Source organism: Citricoccus sp. NR2, assembly GCF_027594385.1.
In the GTDB taxonomy this organism is placed as follows: domain Bacteria; phylum Actinomycetota; class Actinomycetes; order Actinomycetales; family Micrococcaceae; genus CmP2.
The window spans coordinates 2,899,973-2,916,782 of sequence record NZ_CP115154.1 but is presented as its reverse complement, the minus strand read 5'-3'; the positions used below and the strand labels follow the sequence as shown (position 1 = coordinate 2,916,782).

Annotated in this window: 15 protein-coding genes and 1 other annotated feature; of the genes, 9 read left to right on the top strand and 6 right to left on the bottom strand. The window is 62.5% G+C overall.

Annotation, left to right across the window (positions count from 1 at the left end):
* The first annotated feature begins 63 nt into the window (after positions 1-63).
* The 3 genes from dusB to O1A05_RS13740 all read left to right on the top strand — a co-directional run bounded on the left by dusB (position 64) and on the right by O1A05_RS13740 (position 4,238).
* Positions 64-1,353: a tRNA dihydrouridine synthase DusB gene (gene dusB, locus O1A05_RS13750; RefSeq protein ID WP_270105784.1), complete on the top strand. Its 1,290-nt coding sequence runs from the start codon at positions 64-66 to the stop codon at positions 1,351-1,353.
* Between the two features lie 40 nt (positions 1,354-1,393).
* Positions 1,394-2,713 (top strand): deoxyguanosinetriphosphate triphosphohydrolase, encoded by a 1,320-nt coding sequence (locus O1A05_RS13745; protein ID WP_442867696.1) that lies wholly within the window; start codon positions 1,394-1,396, stop codon positions 2,711-2,713.
* 124 nt (positions 2,714-2,837) lie between these two features.
* Positions 2,838-4,238 (top strand): IS1380 family transposase, encoded by a 1,401-nt coding sequence (locus O1A05_RS13740; protein ID WP_270105289.1) that lies wholly within the window; start codon positions 2,838-2,840, stop codon positions 4,236-4,238.
* 185 nt (positions 4,239-4,423) lie between these two features.
* On the opposite strand, the gene O1A05_RS13735 is transcribed toward O1A05_RS13740, so the two are convergent.
* Positions 4,424-5,869, bottom strand: coding sequence for an aldehyde dehydrogenase family protein (locus O1A05_RS13735; RefSeq protein WP_270105781.1), 1,446 nt, complete (start codon positions 5,867-5,869; stop codon positions 4,424-4,426).
* Positions 5,870-5,986: 117 nt separating this feature from the next.
* Positions 5,987-6,805, bottom strand: coding sequence for an SIR2 family NAD-dependent protein deacylase (locus O1A05_RS13730; RefSeq protein ID WP_270105780.1), 819 nt, complete (start codon positions 6,803-6,805; stop codon positions 5,987-5,989).
* 90 nt (positions 6,806-6,895) lie between these two features.
* On the opposite strand from O1A05_RS13730, the gene dnaG reads away from it, so the two are divergent.
* Complete coding sequence (gene dnaG, locus O1A05_RS13725; RefSeq protein WP_270105779.1) at positions 6,896-8,785, top strand: DNA primase; 1,890 nt, start codon at positions 6,896-6,898, stop codon at positions 8,783-8,785.
* A gap of 32 nt (positions 8,786-8,817) precedes the next feature.
* Here dnaG and O1A05_RS13720 read toward each other — a convergent pair whose 3' ends face one another.
* A complete protein-coding gene (locus tag O1A05_RS13720) occupies positions 8,818-9,453 on the bottom strand; it encodes a PepSY domain-containing protein (protein ID WP_270105778.1) in 636 nt (211 codons plus the stop codon).
* Between the two features lie 141 nt (positions 9,454-9,594).
* Between O1A05_RS13720 and O1A05_RS13715 the strand changes: the two genes are divergently transcribed.
* The 5 genes from O1A05_RS13715 to O1A05_RS13695 all read left to right on the top strand — a co-directional run bounded on the left by O1A05_RS13715 (position 9,595) and on the right by O1A05_RS13695 (position 12,892).
* Positions 9,595-10,605 (top strand): serpin family protein, encoded by a 1,011-nt coding sequence (locus O1A05_RS13715; protein ID WP_270105777.1) that lies wholly within the window; start codon positions 9,595-9,597, stop codon positions 10,603-10,605.
* Between the two features lie 41 nt (positions 10,606-10,646).
* Positions 10,647-10,952, top strand: coding sequence for a transposase (locus O1A05_RS13710; protein WP_270107598.1), 306 nt, complete (start codon positions 10,647-10,649; stop codon positions 10,950-10,952).
* Positions 10,913-11,041 (top strand) — a sequence feature (AL1L pseudoknot). It overlaps the preceding gene by 40 nt.
* Complete coding sequence (locus O1A05_RS13705) at positions 10,949-11,719, top strand: IS3 family transposase (protein ID WP_270105776.1); 771 nt, start codon at positions 10,949-10,951, stop codon at positions 11,717-11,719. (Overlaps the previous feature by 93 nt.) The genes O1A05_RS13710 and O1A05_RS13705 overlap by 4 nt, the downstream gene beginning before the upstream one ends.
* A gap of 206 nt (positions 11,720-11,925) precedes the next feature.
* Positions 11,926-12,174, top strand: coding sequence for an IS110 family transposase (locus O1A05_RS13700; protein WP_270105775.1), 249 nt, complete (start codon positions 11,926-11,928; stop codon positions 12,172-12,174).
* A gap of 148 nt (positions 12,175-12,322) precedes the next feature.
* Positions 12,323-12,892, top strand: a complete 570-nt coding sequence (locus O1A05_RS13695) for a transposase (RefSeq protein WP_270105774.1) — start codon at positions 12,323-12,325, stop codon at positions 12,890-12,892.
* Between the two features lie 485 nt (positions 12,893-13,377).
* On the opposite strand, the gene O1A05_RS13690 is transcribed toward O1A05_RS13695, so the two are convergent.
* The 3 genes from O1A05_RS13690 to O1A05_RS13680 all read right to left on the bottom strand — a co-directional run bounded on the left by O1A05_RS13690 (position 13,378) and on the right by O1A05_RS13680 (position 16,774).
* Complete coding sequence (locus O1A05_RS13690; protein WP_270105773.1) at positions 13,378-14,304, bottom strand: DUF1963 domain-containing protein; 927 nt, start codon at positions 14,302-14,304, stop codon at positions 13,378-13,380.
* A gap of 96 nt (positions 14,305-14,400) precedes the next feature.
* Positions 14,401-15,111, bottom strand: a complete 711-nt coding sequence (locus O1A05_RS13685; protein ID WP_270105771.1) for a hypothetical protein — start codon at positions 15,109-15,111, stop codon at positions 14,401-14,403.
* Between the two features lie 374 nt (positions 15,112-15,485).
* A protein-coding gene (locus O1A05_RS13680; protein WP_270105189.1) for an IS3 family transposase occupies positions 15,486-16,774 on the bottom strand; the annotation gives its coding sequence in 2 pieces (ribosomal slippage) (positions 15,486-16,501 and positions 16,501-16,774; 1,290 coding nt in all).
* Between the last annotated feature and the right edge of the window lie 36 nt (positions 16,775-16,810).

Sequence of the window (16,810 nt, the reverse complement as noted above, 5' to 3'; positions counted from 1 at the left end):
GGTCCACAAGCAGAACCACGCAGGTAGGAGACGCGCCGGGTTTCTGGGATAATCAAAGGTAGTATGACTGCTCTTTCCCAGAACCCGGCGCCCGCTGCGCCATCCCAGACTCCCGCACCCGGTGTTCGGCACGCCCGCAACCGGGTGATCGGTGCACCCTCTGATGAGGGATCCCTGCATCCCAAAGCCCGCGCCTCCACCATCTCGTTGCCCCCGCTGCAACTGGGCCCGCTGACCATTGATGTACCCGTGGTGTTGGCGCCGATGGCCGGGATCACCAACACCGCTTTCCGCCGCCTGTGCCGCGAATACGGGGGAGGCCTCTACGTTTCCGAGATGGTCACCGCTCGCGCGCTGGTGGAGCGCAACCCGGAATCGATGCGCATCATTCACCATGACCCGGACGAGACCCCGCGTTCCGTGCAGGTCTACTCGGTGGACCCGGTGACCACTCGTGACGCGGTGCGGATGCTGGTTGAAGAAGACCACGCCGACCACATCGATCTGAACTTCGGCTGCCCGGTCCCGAAGGTCACCAAGAACGGCGGCGGCTCCGCCCTGCCCTGGAAAATTGATCTCTTCGCGTCTATCGTCGCCGCCACCGTGCGCGAAGCCTCGAAGAAGAACATCCCGGTCACCGTGAAGATGCGCCGCGGTATCGACGAGGACCACCTCACTTACCTCGAGGCCGGACGGCGCGCCGTCGATCTTGGGGTCGCCGCCGTCGCCCTGCACGGGCGCACCATGCAGCAGCACTACTCCGGCCAGGCCAACTGGGACTCCATCGCCCGGCTGCGCGAAAGCCTCCCCGCCGAGGTGCCCGTGCTGGGCAACGGCGACATCTGGTCCGCCGAGCACGCGATCGCCATGGTGGAGCACACCGGGGTCAACGGCGTAGTCATCGGCCGTGGCTGCCAGGGCCGCCCCTGGCTGTTTGGCGACCTGCAGAATGCCTTCACCGGCTCCACCGAGCGCTACCGTCCCAGCCTCGGCGACGTGGCCGATTCCTTCTACCGCCATGCCGAGCTGTTGGTCGACACCTTTGGCGGCGATGAAGCCAAAGCACTGCGCGATATCCGCAAGCACGTCGCCTGGTACTTCAAGGGCTACCCGGTCGGCGGCGAACTGCGCGCTTCCCTCGCCCAAGTGATGGACCTGGCCATGCTCGAGGACCTGCTCAGCCAGCTCGACTGTGACACCCCGTACCCGGGCGCCGACGTCGAAGGACCCCGCGGTCGAGCCGGTTCTCCCAAACGCCCGCACCTGCCGCAGGGCTGGTTAGACTCCCAGGAGCTCAACGAGCGCCAGCGCGAACTCATCAAGGCAGCCGAACTGGACGTCTCCGGTGGCTGAGCGCTCTGGGCAGCGGCAGCCAGCCGCGGTGCAGCAGACCCTGTTCGGCCCCGAGGGACGCCCTCCCTACGCCGGACGCCCCGCCGACACCCCTGGTTACGGCGCCTGGGACCGTGCCCGCTGGCTCCCCGAGCCACCCAAGTCCTCGTACCGGTCCGACTTCGAGCGCGACCGGGCCCGGGTGCTGCACTCCTCGGCGCTGCGCCGGCTCGGCGCCAAAACCCAGGTCGTCTCACCCGGCGACGACGACTTCACTCGGACCCGGCTCACTCACTCGCTCGAGGTCGCCCAGGTGGGTCGCGAACTCGGACGCTCCCTCGGCTGCGACCCCGACGTGGTCGACACCGCGTGCCTCTCCCATGATCTTGGGCACCCGCCCTTCGGTCACAACGGCGAGAAAGCACTTGATGCGATTGCCGAGACGATGGGCGGCTTCGAGGGCAACGCCCAGACGCTACGGCTACTGGCCCGACTGGAGACCAAGAAAACCTTCGATGACGGCTCCTCGGCCGGGCTCAACCTGACGCGCGCCTCCCTCGACGCCGCGTGCAAGTACCCGTGGTTGCGCGAAGACGCTCCGCTGAAGGCCGATGGCACCCGTTCCAAGAAATTTGGGGTCTACGCCGACGACGCCGAAGTGTTCGACTGGTTCCGCCACGGCGTCTCCGCCCACCGTCAGTCCATGGAAGCCCAGGTCATGGACCTGGCCGATGACATTTCTTACTCCGTGCACGACGTCGAGGACGGCATCGTCTCCGGACACTTCCAGTTGCAGTGGCTCACTGGCACCGAACACCGGGCCCAGGCGATCGAGACCACCCGCACCTGGTACCTGCCCGACACCGACCCGGCCGAGATCGAAGCCGCCCTCACCCGCCTGGAATCCACCCGGGTGTGGGTGACCAACGCCGATGGCTCCCGTGCCGCCCGCGCCGCGCTGAAGGACATGACGTCCCAGCTCATCGGTCGCTTCTGCACCGCCGCTTTTGATGCCACTCGCGAGGTCTACGGCAACGACCCGCTCACCCGGCACAACGCCAACGTGGTCGTCCCGCCGCAGACCGCTATCGAGATTGCCACCATGAAGGGCATCGCGGCGGCCTATGTCATGTCCTCCGAAGACCGCCGCCCGCTCTATGAACGCCAGCGCCAGCTGCTCACCGAGCTCGTCGAATTCTTAGCCCACACCGAGGGGGAGTATCTGGAGCCGATGTATGCCTCCGATTGGAAGCACGCAGCTGACGACGCCGGAAGAATGCGCGCCGTGATTGATCAGGTGGCATCGCTGACCGACTACGCCGCCCTGGAATGGCACACCACCCTCGTGCAGGGTAAGCGGTATCCGGGCGGCGCAGTCTAAGCCTTGATCCACCGATGAGCATGCTTGGTACTGGTACGTAATTAAGAACGAAATGCCCGTCTGACCGGGAAGAATGGCACTTGTTCAGGGTTCCGTTCCACCGCGATGAGAGGGCATCTCGCAGATGCAAGTTTCCCACACCCGTTCCGCACTGTCAGCTTCCTTCGACGAGCCGAACCTCATCGGCTCCGCCGGACTGGTCCCGATGATGGAGCTGGCCGCCGAGGCCGGCCTGCACCAGCTGGCCAAGGGGCGATTGACGGTGCCGACCGACAAGGGCGCCAACGCCGGGGCCAAGATCGCGGCCCTGGTGGCCGGCATGTGCGCCGGAGCCGACTCGATCGACGACATGGCCATCCTGCGCCACGGGGCGATGAAACGAATCTTCAACGCCTGCTACGCGCCCTCGACCCTGGGTTCGTTCCTGCGTGCGTTCACCTTCGGGCACGTCCGCCAGCTCGACGCGGTCGCCTCCGGACTGTTGGCCAACCTCTCCGTCAGGGCATCGGTGCTGGGAAGCCCCGGCGCCGGACAGTTCGTCTATGTGGATGTGGACGACACGATCATCGAGGTCCACGGCTATCAGAAGCAGGGCTCCGGGTACGGATACTCGGGCGTGCGTGGACTCAACGCCTTGCTGGCCACGGCGAGCACCGAGACTGCGGCCCCGGTGATCTTGGGTCAGCGTCTGCGTCGCGGAGCGGTGGGCTCCCCACGCGGGGCCTGCCGGTTGATCGCCGACGCGCTGGCCACGCTCAAGCGACTGCCTCCGGACTCTGGCGCCCGGATGTTGGTCCGTGCCGACTCGGCTTTCTACGGGCACGCCACCGTGGCCACCGCGTTGAAAGCCGGTGCCGACGTCTCGGTCACCGTGCGGATGAATCTGGCGGTCAAGGCCGCCATCGCCACCATCGCCGACGATGCCTGGACCGGCATCGAATACCCCGAGGCGATCTACGACGAGACCACCGGCACCTGGGCCTCCAAAGCCGAGGTCGCCGAGGTGTCCTTCACCGCGTTCACCTCGAGAAAGAAAGCCGAACGGATCCCCGGACGGCTGGTGGTGCGCCGCATCCCAGAACTGAACCTCAGGCAGGACGACGGGCAGCCGACGTTGTTCGACACGCACCGGTTCCACGCCTTCTTCACCACCGTGGATCCGGAAGTGTTGGACACGGTGGCCGCGGACCGGACCCACCGGCAACACGCGATCATCGAGCAAGTCAACGCCGACCTGAAAGACAGCGCCCTGGCCCACCTGCCCTCCGGCCACTTCGGGGCCAACAGCGCCTGGCTGGTCTGCGCGGTGATGGCCTACAACCTCACCCGCACCGCCGGGATCCTCGCCGCCGGCACCTTCACCAAAGCCCGCACCGGCACCATCCGGGCCAGACTCGTGAACATCCCGGCCCGAATCGCCTCCAGCGCCCGCAAAATTCGAATCAGACTGCCCGAGGCCTGGCCCTGGCAACAGGGACTCGAACGGCTCTTCACCGCCATCCACCCGCCACCACAATCGGCATAGCCAACCGACCGAACGCTGCGCCCCGGCACGACCGAAGGACCAACAGTGGAACACCACCGGCAGCGAGGCCGGTTACTTCCTCACGCCCAAAATCGATTCACCCGGTGCTTCCGGAATCACACTCCGGCCTGAACCCGCGTCGGTGGATCGAGGCTAAGCGGTTTCGGGTCCTGCCGAGGCGAGCATCAGCCCTTGAGCAGTCCGAGGGCGTGCGGCTCCTGGAACTCGCGCAGCCCGATCGTGCCCATCTCGCGACCGATCCCGGACTGCTTCACCCCGCCGAAGGGCGCGCGCTGATCCAACAGTGCGGGGCCGTGCGTATTGTGGAAGACGTAGCCGGACTGGAGCCGGCTGCCGACCTCCACCGCCCGATCCTCGTTGGCGGTCCACACGCTGTTGCAGAGGCCGTAAGGGCTGTCGTTGACCATGGCGATGCCCTCTTCGACATCGTCGAAGGTGATGATCGGAATCGTCGGGCCGAACTGTTCCTCCGTCACCACCCGCAGCTGCGGGTCCGGGTCGAGAATCAGCGAGGGGCGCATGAAGTACCCCTCCGACCATTCGCCGCCCGGCAGCTCGCCGAATTCCCGCACCTCGGCGCCGGCAGCACGTGCCTCTTCAACGAGTTCGGTGACGAATTCCAGCTGAGCCTTCTGGTGGAATGGGCCCATAGTGGTGTCCGGATCGGTCGCCGGACCGATCTTCACCTGCTCCAGCCGACGGGTGAGCTCCGCGATCAGCTCGTCCTTCTTCGAGGAGTGCACGTAGATGCGCTTGGCATTCATGCAGACCTGGCCCGTGGTGCCGAAAATCCCCATGAACAGCAGGTCCATGCCGTGCTCGGTGAACTCGGCGTCGTCCAGGATGAGCACCCCGTCGTTGCCACCGAGTTCGAGAGTCACATTGGTCAGGGTCTCCGCGGCCATGGTCATGATGCGCTTACCGCCACGGATGGATCCGGTGAAGCACACCTTGGCCACGTCGGGGTTGGACACCAGTGCCTCACCGATCTCGGCGTCCTCACCGGTCACGATGTTCAGCACACCGTCGGGCAGCTTTTGGGCGTAGCGTTGCAGCACCCGGGTCATCGCTAGTGGGGTGGAGGGTGGCGGCTTCACGACGACGGAGTTACCGGCCATCAGCGCGTAGGGCAGGGAGGCACCGAGGATCGCTAGCGGCCAGTTGAACGGCACGATGATCGTGACGACGCCCATCGGCTGGTGGCTCACCCGCACCTCGGTGGGAGGCCCGGGCAGGATCTCGACGGCATCCACGTCATCGACCAGCCCACAGGCCAGCTCGGTGCGCTGTTGCAGTCCCATCAGATCGAAAGTGGATTCGCCGACGACCTTGCCGTTCTCGGACGACAAGATCCTGGCGTCTTCCTCCGCGTTTTCCATGATGGTGCCAGCAGCGGCCTGCAGAGCTTGCGCGCGGTCTTGGGCCGACGTTGCTGCCCAGGCGGGGAACGCTGCCTTGGCTGCTGCCACTGCTGCCAACGCCTGCTCTCGCGAGGCAGCCGCAGCGGTACCCACGGTCTCCGAGGGACGGGCGGGGTTTCTGACATCCAGTGTTTTTTCTGTGGTGTGTTCCTGACCGCCGTAGAACAGCGGGGTTGAGATCGCAGACATGGTGTCCCCTTTCGGAGCGACGGGAATGAACAGCGAATACCTTTCAAATGTGAGATAACTCACTTAGTCTTGAGTGAATCAAACCCGAGGGCAGGCGTCAAGGGTGCTGTGCAGTATTCACGACAAAGCGCCGCTGGAATCCAGGAGCAACTCGGGCAACAACTCGGCTGCTGTACCCCGCAGCGTCACCGTTGCGTCATCACTGAGTGGGGTGGCCTCCGGGTTGATCTCGACGACGGCGGCTCCGGATCCCAGCGCCAGATAGGGCAGCGACGCAGCGGGCTGAACGAGTCCCGACGTGCCCACTACGAGGGCCAGATCGCACTGTTCCACCGCCGTCTGCGCCGAACTGAAAGCGTCCATCGGCAACATCTCTCCGAACCACACGATTCCGGGACGCAAGGTTCCGTGAGCACATTGACTACAGATCGGTGGAGGAGTCTGCATTATCTGCTGCAGGTCCTCTTCCGACCCCATGTGTCCAGCCTCCGCGGTGCCCGGGTCGAACTCCGCGGGCGCACCACAATCGGCGCACCGATACTCGAACAGCGAGCCGTGTACATGGGCCAGTACCTCGGCCCCGCCGCGCTCGTGGAGATCGTCCACGTTTTGGGTCACGACCTGCAGTGAGCCGCCCCGCTCCGCGCATCGGTGCTGTGCGACGCCGAGCGCCCGATGCCCTGCGTTCGGCTCGCAGGCTCTCACCATCCGGGCCCGCCATAGGTACCAGGACCACACCAGATCCGGCTCTGCCCGAAACGCCTCCTCGGTGGCCAGCTGTTCGGGGGAGTACCGCTCCCACAGTCCCGTCTGAGCGTCACGGAACGTCGGAACCCCCGACTCGGCGCTCATCCCGGCGCCCGACAACACCACCACACGCGTGGCGTCCTCGGTGAGTTTACGTGCGGTATGGAGTAACTCCGATGCAACGGTCATGACACCACCGTGGCACAGCGCGATGTTTTCCTCCACAGGCTGACACGGTCGCAGCACGTCGTCGCGCCTGTTGGATCTAGACTGGAGGTCATGGCGGGACTGATCAAGCGGGAGGACATCGACAAGGTGCGCGAGAGCACCGATCTCAAGGAGATCGTCGAGGAGTACGTCACCCTGCGCACCGCCGGCGTCGGCTCGTTCAAAGGGCTCTGCCCGTTCCACGACGAGCGCACCCCTTCCTTCCACATCCGGCCTTCGGTGGGCACTTACCACTGCTTCGGCTGCGAGGAATCCGGTGACGTCATCAGCTTCCTGATGAACCTCGAGCACACCAGCTTCACCGAGACCGTGGAACGGTTGGCAGCGAAAGCCGGTATCGAGCTGCGTTACGAAGACGGCGGTACCGGGCCGGACAAGCACCAGGTGGGCCAGCGGCAGCGACTGCTGGAGGCCAATAAGCTGGCCGATGAGTTCTTCCACACCAACCTGGGCGCGCCCGACGCCGAGATCGGGCGGACCTTCCTCAAGGAGCGAGGCTTCACCCGCGAAGACGCCAGCCACTTCGGTGTGGGATACGCTCCGCAGGGATGGGACAAGCTGCTGAATCACCTGCGCCGCAAGGGGTTCAACGACGACGAACTGCGCGCTACTGGGTTGTTCTCCGAAGGTAACCGCGGGCTTTATGACCGCTTCCGCGGCCGGCTCACCTGGCCGATTCGAGATATGACCGGCTCCACCATTGGCTTCGGTGCCCGGCGCCTGCACGACGATGACCAGGGCCCCAAGTACCTCAACACCCCGGAAACGGCGCTCTACAAGAAATCCCAGGTGCTCTACGGGCTGGATCTCGCGAAACGCGATGTGGCCAAGTCCCGGCAACTCGTCGTCGTGGAGGGCTACACCGACGTGATGGCGGCCCACTTGTCCGGGATCACCACCGCGGTGGCCACGTGCGGCACCGCTTTTGGTGCGGAGCACATCAAGATCGTACGACGGCTGATTTCCGACGACGGCAGCGGGGGAGAAGTCATCTTCACCTTCGACGGCGACGCCGCCGGTCAAAAGGCAGCATTGCGTGCCTTTGAGGAGGACCACCGGTTCCTGGCTCGCACCTATGTCGCGGTGGAACCCTCCGGAAAGGACCCCTGCGACGTGCGCCTCGAAAAGGGGGACCAGGCAGTCCGGGATCTTATTGAATCGCGGCGCCCGCTGTTCGAATTCGCAATCCGGGCAGGGCTCAAGAACCACAACCTGAACACGGTGGAGGGCCGTACCCAGGGGTTGCGCTATGCCGCCCCGATCGTGGCTGACATTCGCGATTCGGTGATCCGTGCTGGCTACACCCGCGAGCTGGCCGGGTGGCTGGGCATGGATCCCGGCATCGTCACGCGGGCCGTGCAGGCCTCGCAACGCTCCGGGAACACCCCGGGGCACCAACAGCAGGGGCGAGGATCCCAACAGGACCAACAAAGTGCGGAAGGCGCGGAGCAGTCGCAGCGATCTTCCTTCCGGCCCGATCTGAATGACCCGGTGTCGCGCATGGAAAAGGAAGCACTGGAAGTCGTGCTCCAGCAGCCCACTCAGCTTTCGGCCGAGCAGTGGCAGGCGTTCTACACCTCGCAGTTCAAGGTGCCCGCATTCGCCGCGATCCACTCCGGGGTGATGGCGGCCGGATCTGCCGGGGCGACCCCCACGAACTGGGTCGACAAGGTGGTGGATGAGGTGCCGCAGCCGCTGGCGTCCCTGGTCGCGGAGCTGGCCGTGACGTCGTTGCCGGCACGCACCGAAGAAGACCTGGCGCGCTACTGCCGCGACATCATGAACCGCCTCTTCGAGCTGCAGATCACCCACCGCAAGGCCGACCTGATGGGCCAGCTGCAGCGCCTCGGCGCCGAAGCGGATTCGGAGACCTTCACCAAGATCAACGAAGAACTCATGGAGCTCGAACAACGACGACGCGCCCTGCGCTCAGGTCGCTGAGCACAGGGCGCGTGTGGCACTGACGTTCAGCGTCAGTTAGCAGGGATCTCCAGCTCGGCCAAGTCATTTCCGTTTTCGTCGTCCAGATCGATGTCCCACACCAGGCGGTCATCGTCCTCATCCAACTGAGCCTCGTCGAGGACGGAACCCTCGTGCTGGTTCAGTGCCTCACGAATTGCGTCGGCAGCGGTCACCGTGGCCTGCTGGGCTTCACGGATGTCGTCATCGTCGCCCTCGCGCTCGTCCTCGCGGATCTCGCCGTCAACGGTGACCTCGAGCTCGATGATCTCATTGCCGACCACGACGTCGATGTCATAGCGGTCGCCGCGGTCTTCACGGTCGATATCAACGATGATGCCGTCGGCGTACTCGGCCAGCACGGCGTCGATCACGCCGAAGACTGGATCGTCACCCTGAGCAGCAGCGTCACCGTTGCCAGCGTCATCCGATGCTGCGGCCGAAGCCTGGTCGGTGCTGTCGGTCGACTCCGTGGTGTCAGCGGCGCCCGAATCGGTAACGGTCGCGGAAGGGGTGTCGATCGGAGGCTGGGAGACGGTGTCACCGGAGCCTTCTTCGGTGGTGCACGCAGCCAACAGGGCCACGGCGGCGAGTGCCGCGCCGGTGGTGGTGGCGAAACGGCGGATGGTGGCGGTGTTCTTGTTCTTCATCACTCATCACTCCTGGGGTGATCGACGGGTGCCGACCGGTATGAATCGGCTCATGGCATCAGCGTAACGACCACGCGTGAGAACCAGATGAGAGCCTGTCTGAGCGTAGGCCCGTGGTGTGCCCACCCCTACACTGAGGCCATGAAGAGCGCGGTGCTGGGGAACGTTGAGTACGAGCCCGCGTCACTACGTGATGCCATCGCGGTCGATGACGTCGTGGCAGCAAGCACCAGAATCGGTGTCGAAGCCCAGCGCTACCTCAGCCAAGGCACTGACAATGCGGTGGTCTCACCAGCCTCCCTGATGATGGCGTTCGGCATGCTGGCCGAAGGGGCCAACGACGCAGCCGCGGAAGAATTGGACACATGGCTAGGAGCTACCGGTGAGGACCGCACCCGGGCACTCAGCGCACTGCAGGAATCAGTGCGCAAGTTCGATGGTGACCCGAGCGCGGTCCAGGAGGACGAACTACCCGAGGTGCCCCTGCTGCATCTAGCGAACCAGGTGACCGTCCGCGAGGGCGGGGGAGTGAAGGAAGAGTTCTTGAACACTCTGAGTCGCTGGTACGACGCCGGTGTTGGCGACGCAGACTTTACGACTCCGGCCGCGAAGGGCGCCTTGGACGAATGGGTGAACCGCCATACCGGGGGACTGATCGAAGAGTCTGCGATCGAGCCAGATGTTCGCACTTTCGCGGTAATCCAAAACGCCCTCCTGATGGAGGCAAGGTGGGAGAATCCCCTCGACCCGAACAATACGCGGCCCACGGATTTCAGTCTGCTCGACGGCAGCACCGTCGAAACCGACTCGATGACGCACATGGTGGAAGCTCAGTACCAAGATTCGGAGATCGGCCAAGTAATCCGGTTGCGCTACACCGATGGATTCGCCATGGACATCGTGTTGCCAGCACCCGGCACATCTCCTGAGAGCATCACAGCGGCCCACTGGAGTGAGATTTCGGAGGCGTTTGAGAGCGAGAAGCTGACGGAGGTCGATCTTCGGGTCCCCGTGCTGGACGGGATCATGGAATCAGATCTCTGGATCGATGCCGTGGGGCATCAGGCCCAGCTGCAGGTCGACGAGGAAGGAACCAATGGCGCAACCGTCACCGAAATCGAAGTAGCAGAAACTGAATCGCTCCGGGGATAATAGAGGCAGGGAGATTGGAAGAAGGAGATTCTCTCTTGCCAGTGAAATACACCGACGAACTCAAGGCTCGTGCCGTCGAGCTCGTCCTGCATGCCCAGACCGACCCGGACACCGCGAACGGAGCCATCACCCGCGTCGCGAACGAACTCGGCCTGAGCAAAGAGACCCTGCGAGTCTGGGTACGTAAGCACAAGGACTCCGGCAAAGCCACACCGGCCGAGTCGGTTGATCTTGAGGCTGAGAACCGCCGACTACGGGCTGAGTTGGCCGAAGCAAAGAGGGCCAACGAGATCCTGAAGAGAGCATCGGCTTTCTTCGCGGCGGAGCTCGACCGCCCATCGAAGTGATCGTTAGCTTCATCGACGATCACCGTCACGAGTTCGGAGTCGAGCCAATCGTGCGCGCCCTGTCCGGGACTGCTGCACGGATTGCTGTGAGCTCGTATTACGCGTACAAGAAGCGTCAACCATCAGCCCGGGCCCGACGGGACCAGGCACTGATAGTGGTCATCCAGGATGTGCATGAAGCGAACTACTCCTGTTACGGAGTGCGGAAGATGTGGAAGGCAATCAACCGCGACTACGCCGACCAGTTCGGTCCGGTGGCCCGCTGCACAGTGGAGCGGTTGATGCGCCAGCTAGGCATCGACGGAATCCGACGCAGGAGGAAGCGGCCGAAGACGGCTTCAGCATGTGCCGAGGAGTGTCCGGATGATCTCGTCGAACGTGAGTTCGCAGCACCGGCACCCAACTGCTTGTGGGTCGCGGATATCACCTATGTTCCGACGTCTGCTGGGTGGGTGTACACGACGTTCATCCTTGACGTCTTCCACCGGGAGATCGTCGGCTGGCAGGTGACGAACCATATGCGGGAATCACTGGCCAGAGACGCACTCACGATGGCTCTGGCGGCGAAATACCGGGCCGGCGAAGACGTATCCGGGCTTGTCCACCACTCGGACCGAGGCGTTCAATTCCGATCGATTCGCTATGGCGAGACCCTGGCAGAGTCCGAGGTCGTGGCATCTGTGGGGTCGCGCGGGGACTCGTATGACTGTCAGCCTGTTTCCACCGGGTTCCGCAAGAATCGGGGAGTCCCGGCCGCAGTACTCTGACCCATGCTTATGATTGGCCCGCAGGGTGCCTTGGCGTTGTACTGTCGAGCTTCCGGCCGGGCAGGCAAGAACACGCTGCCGCCGACCAGGAGTGACCTAATAGGAGCCTGGAGCCAAGCAAGTCAACGAAGCGTCCTCGTGACAGTCCTGTCCACCCGCCGGCGACAGCGTGACTCCCACGCTCATCGGCAGGAGGAACAGAAGCTATGGACACCGTAGAGACCGCCCGTTTCGGGCATGTCGTCTTCGGGGTCGACACCCACAAGTACATCCACGTGGCTGCTGTGATGGATTCCATCGGCGGGATTCTAGCTACACTAACGATCGCCACGGATGTCGCAGGCTATAAACAACTGCTGGAGTGGGCGGCCGGGTTTGGCAAGATTATCGCTTTCGGAATTGAGGGCACCGGCCCCTTATGGTGCTGGGCTGACCTCGTTCTTGAGGCGGAATGATCACAAAGTCATTGAGGTTTCCCGACCGGATCGACGGTTAAGGCGGCTGAATGGCAAATCCGACACGCTGGATGCTGAGAACGCTGCCCGGGCGGTGCTGGCAGGCTTCGCCACCGCTACGCCGAAGTCTGCCGACGGTGCGGTGGAGATGATCCGGCAGCTGAAGGTTGCCCACGATACCGCGCTCAAGGACAGGACCGGGGCAATGATCACGCTCAAGGCGATGCTCATCCACGCATCAGAAGACCTGCGCCGTGAAACAGCAGGGAAGACCCAGAAGATGATCGCTCGTCACTGTGCTGGGCTACGCCCACGCGGACTGAACACCCCGGAGGATGCTAACCGCCACGTACTGCGTTCGATTGCCAAGCGCTGGATGACGCTCAATGACGAAATCATTGAACTGGAGGAGATGATCAAGGACCTCGTGGCCCAGCGAGCACCGCACCTGCTGGAGAGATTCGGCATCGGGGTCGACACCGCCGCGGAGATCCTGATCGTTGCCGGCGATAACCCTGAGCGCATCAGAAACGAAGCTGCGTTCGCGAAACTGGCAGGCATCAGCCCCATCCCGGCAGGCTCAGGGATGACCAGTGGCAAACATCGCATCAACCAAGGCGGGCACAGACAGCTCAATGCTGCGATTTTGCCGCACCGTAATCGTCAGGATGAGATTCCACGAACCCACAATCGCCTACGTCGCACGCCGAACTGCTGAGGGCAAATCCAAGCGCGAGATCATCCGCTGCCTAAAACGCTACGTGATCCGAGAGGTTTACCACCTCGTCAAGACCGACCCGAGGACCGGAGAAATCGCGAGTTGACAACTATAGGAGCATCACGCAGACGTTCTTCATGCCCTGCCGGTTACACCAGCTGATCACGGACGGGACCGTGCTGAAGTGATGTGTTTTCTAAGGGCGATGTTCCTTGGGCGCAGACTTACTCCCAGAGATTGCGGATCGAAGATCTCGCAGCCATGGCGGGGACACTCGTCCGGGTCAACACAACTAGTCGTGCCAACTGAGTTTTCGAATGGGGTGAAGCTGCCTCCGGCCTGGTTTCGCTTTGTTTGTTGGAGACCGGTGGTCGAGGGACCTAGATCGTTGGTTTTTCCCGACTCAGGTCGAGGCCCCCAAGGCAAATGGTCTGGGGGCCTCGATGACTTCCTCGGCGGAAGCCCTGACGTCGGTTACGTGAGGTCTAGTCGGTACGGATCATGCACCACGACTGATCAAAGCTGCCGTCACGCAGGTCTGACTCGCGTATCCACACCTCGAAGTTGCCCGCGTCTCCAAACCAGCCATCAAAGAAAGTCCAGCTTTCCACACTCAACAGGAGGATGTGGCGGTCGCCGTCCCGGCGCAACGGGCGGACCTCTTGGAGAATATCGAGCGCATACTCAGTCCCGGAGTCGCTATGACCATAGAGATGACTAAACGGGATGAGCGGCTCCTTCACCTTCTTACCAAGGGTACGGTTGAACATCCACGTGGCATACAGCTCGCTTTCCACTCGCTCCGCCGCCTCGAAGCGTTCATCGCTATCGTCAGTGAAGTCGACGGCTCGCGGAACGCTGAATCCACCGTGCACCCACACGGCCTGACAGACCTCCGATGGTGTATCAAGATCGTCAGGCGGGGACACTAACGCCGGGAAACTGTCGGCGTCGACCGCCCAGGGCACATGTCTGACTAGCCAGCCTTGTGTGCCGTCGTCCTCCGGGTTCCCATAGGTCTCCAGATGGTGAAACACTTCGAGATAACCGCTCTCGGGTAGCCGTGCTCCTGGCTCCGGCCAATCCTCCTCGCTGAGGTCATCGGACTCGATCATCGCCTGGACTTCAGGGAGGAAGATCGTCGCGATATGAGCCAAAGGCTCGCCCTGATCAGTGCGAGGCCATTCGCTGAGGGGTTCGATGGCTGGTCCACCGAACCACGACAGTTCCCCCAGTTCTGCCCGCTGCGCAAGAATCGGGTCCAAACCGGGTAGGTACTGGTCGATGAAGCCAAACGAGTACATCAGATCGTCGGCGAGAAAAGCCGCTTCTATCTGCGAAGACGAGAGCCACCTAGAAATGTTTCGCCGGGAGTCGAATGGCACGTTGGTTTTTGGGAGCTTTTTCGCCATGAAACACCACCCTATCTGCTATCCGTCGCTCTGGAGAGGGTGGCTCACTATGACTCGTGCTGTGGTCAATGGATGGGTCTTGGTTGTGCCGGTTGTTTAGGGTCGTGGGTTTTCGCGGTCGTAGGCTTCTGCTTCAGCAATGAGTTGACGTTCTTCTTCGAGGAGTTCTCGTTCGTAGTCGGTCAAGTCGCCGGTGGCTTTCTTGCGTTCCCAGTCCCGTTCTGTTTCCTCATTTTCACGGGCGGTCTTGATGTAGTCGAGTCCATGTTCTGCGGAGAACCCGGTAATCCCTTGTTCCTTGAGGTGGTCGAAGACCTCGGAGGTGACATCGAAACTTGCGCTGGGTAAGTCCTTGTATGGGAAGGAGCGCACAGGTGAATCATCACTGGCAGTGGGACTGATGACGATCAGGTGATAATCGTCAGAGAGCTTCTCACCGCGTTTGGACCTGACTTCCAGCGGCCAACTCTGTATTCCCTCGGGAGTGAACTTCTTGAGCGCTTTCACGAGTCGGGTTGAAATAGCCGTGTAGGACATGGTGCACGTCCAAAGAACGTCCTCCATTCGTCCCTTTTTATCGGCTTGAAGCCAGACCTTGTCAGCGATCGAGCTGAAACGGCCTTCGCTGAGGAGATCCAAAAAATCAGTGCCATCTGGAAGTGTAAAGGGTCTATCCGGATCGATGCCTTCCCATGCTAGACCTACCCACATGTCGCGGGTCGTTCCCTTTCCTGAGATAATCCAACGGTCCTGGTAGTCGCTCGCGTCAATATTCGTCCAGAAGTTGTGCTCATCGGGTTCATCCATGTTCATGTGGTTCTTTTCCTAACGAGTTACTCAGGGGCAACGAGGTGGATACTGCTTCAAGACCGCAGTTCTCTTGTTGAGAACACTCTTTTTGCTTGGAACAGTTCTTTTCCGGGTACTCCACCAATTACTCCAGCTGGTGTTTACAGCGCTTGCTTTGCTGCGGTGATCTGACTTCTCCCACCACACCAAGTACTTCGGGTGATGAATTGAATCATTACCCACAAATCCTGCTCTGGCGAAATCGGGAGCAAACTTTTGCGGGAGGGTATGGTGCGCATCGCATTGGGAGGGGTTTCTTGTGGTTCGGATTATGAGGTTGTGGCGGTAGTTACCATATGTGAAGGTGAACCGTCCTAGGTTTTCTGCCGCTTTTATGCGGGGAGCAGCTCTGGTGTCAGGGCTGCGTAGTAGGTCGCCTCGTATTCTTCGGGGCTGACCATTCCGAGGCTACCGTGGAGCCTGCGGTGGTTGTACCAATCGACCCAGCCGGCCGTGGCGTATTCAACGTCAGAGATCGTCTTGTACGCCCCGTCATGGAACACGGTCGTGCGTACACACTCGGCCTTATAGAGCCCGTTGATCGTCTCCATGAGCGCGTTATCGTACGCATCCCCAACGGACCCGATCGACGGGGCAATCCCGTCCAAGGTGAGCTTCTCGGTGTAAGCAACCGCGGTGTATTGAGACCCGGCATCGGAATGCGCTCGTAACTGTTCTGGCTGCACGGGCCGGCCTTGCCGGGCCCGCTCCCAGAGCGCCATCCGCAAGGGGATCATCACCAGATCGACCTGTTTGCTGGTTTGCGCGTGCCAGGCAACGATGCGCTGGGAGTACACGTCAACAATGAACGCGACATAGACCCATCCGGCCCAGGAGCGGACGTAGGTGAAGTCCATGACCCATGTGTGATCCGGGTGCGGAGCGGTGAAGTCACGGTTGAGCAAGTCCCCGGCACGAACACCGTCCTTCGACGGGATCGTCGTGCGAATCGCTTTCGCCCGAGTGACGCCCTCGAGGCCAAGGACCCGCATGGCCCGGTCCACGGCGCCACGAGAGGCCTCCGGCAGGCTCGTACGGCGGATCAGTGCGGTCATCTTCTTCCGCCCATAGAGCCCTTCCGGGGCCAGACGCCGGTACTCGGTCCCATCAGCACGCTTCACCGTCGTCCATGCAGCGTCCCGGACCGCATCCACGACCAGAGCGTCCGTCACCGTCCGGGAACTGACCCGGCCGGCCTTCCACGACCGGTAGGTGCGCGCAGCGATCTTCACACCCTGCTGACGCAGGACGCGAATGATCGACTCGACTGCATGCCCCTCGGCTCGCATCTGGTCAATAAATCCCATCAAGAGCGGTTGCGGGGGTCGAGCTCCCCCGCGAAGAAAGTCGCCGCGGACTTCAAAATCGCAACATCCTCACGCAGCCGCCGATTCTCTGCTTTCAACCGGCGAATCTCAGCATGCTCTTCACTGGTTTGACCCTCACGATCACCAGCATCAATCTCAGCCTGAACCACCCACCGGCGCAGTGATTCAGTCCCCACCCCGACCTGGCGGGCGACCGCCGCGATCGCTTTCGCCGTCGATGGGTACTCCGCCCGATGCTCCAACACCAGCCGAACAGCACGCTCACGGAGCGCGGGATCAATCTTCTTAGGCATGACGCCATCCTCTCAACTCAAAAGGAAGCGGCATCA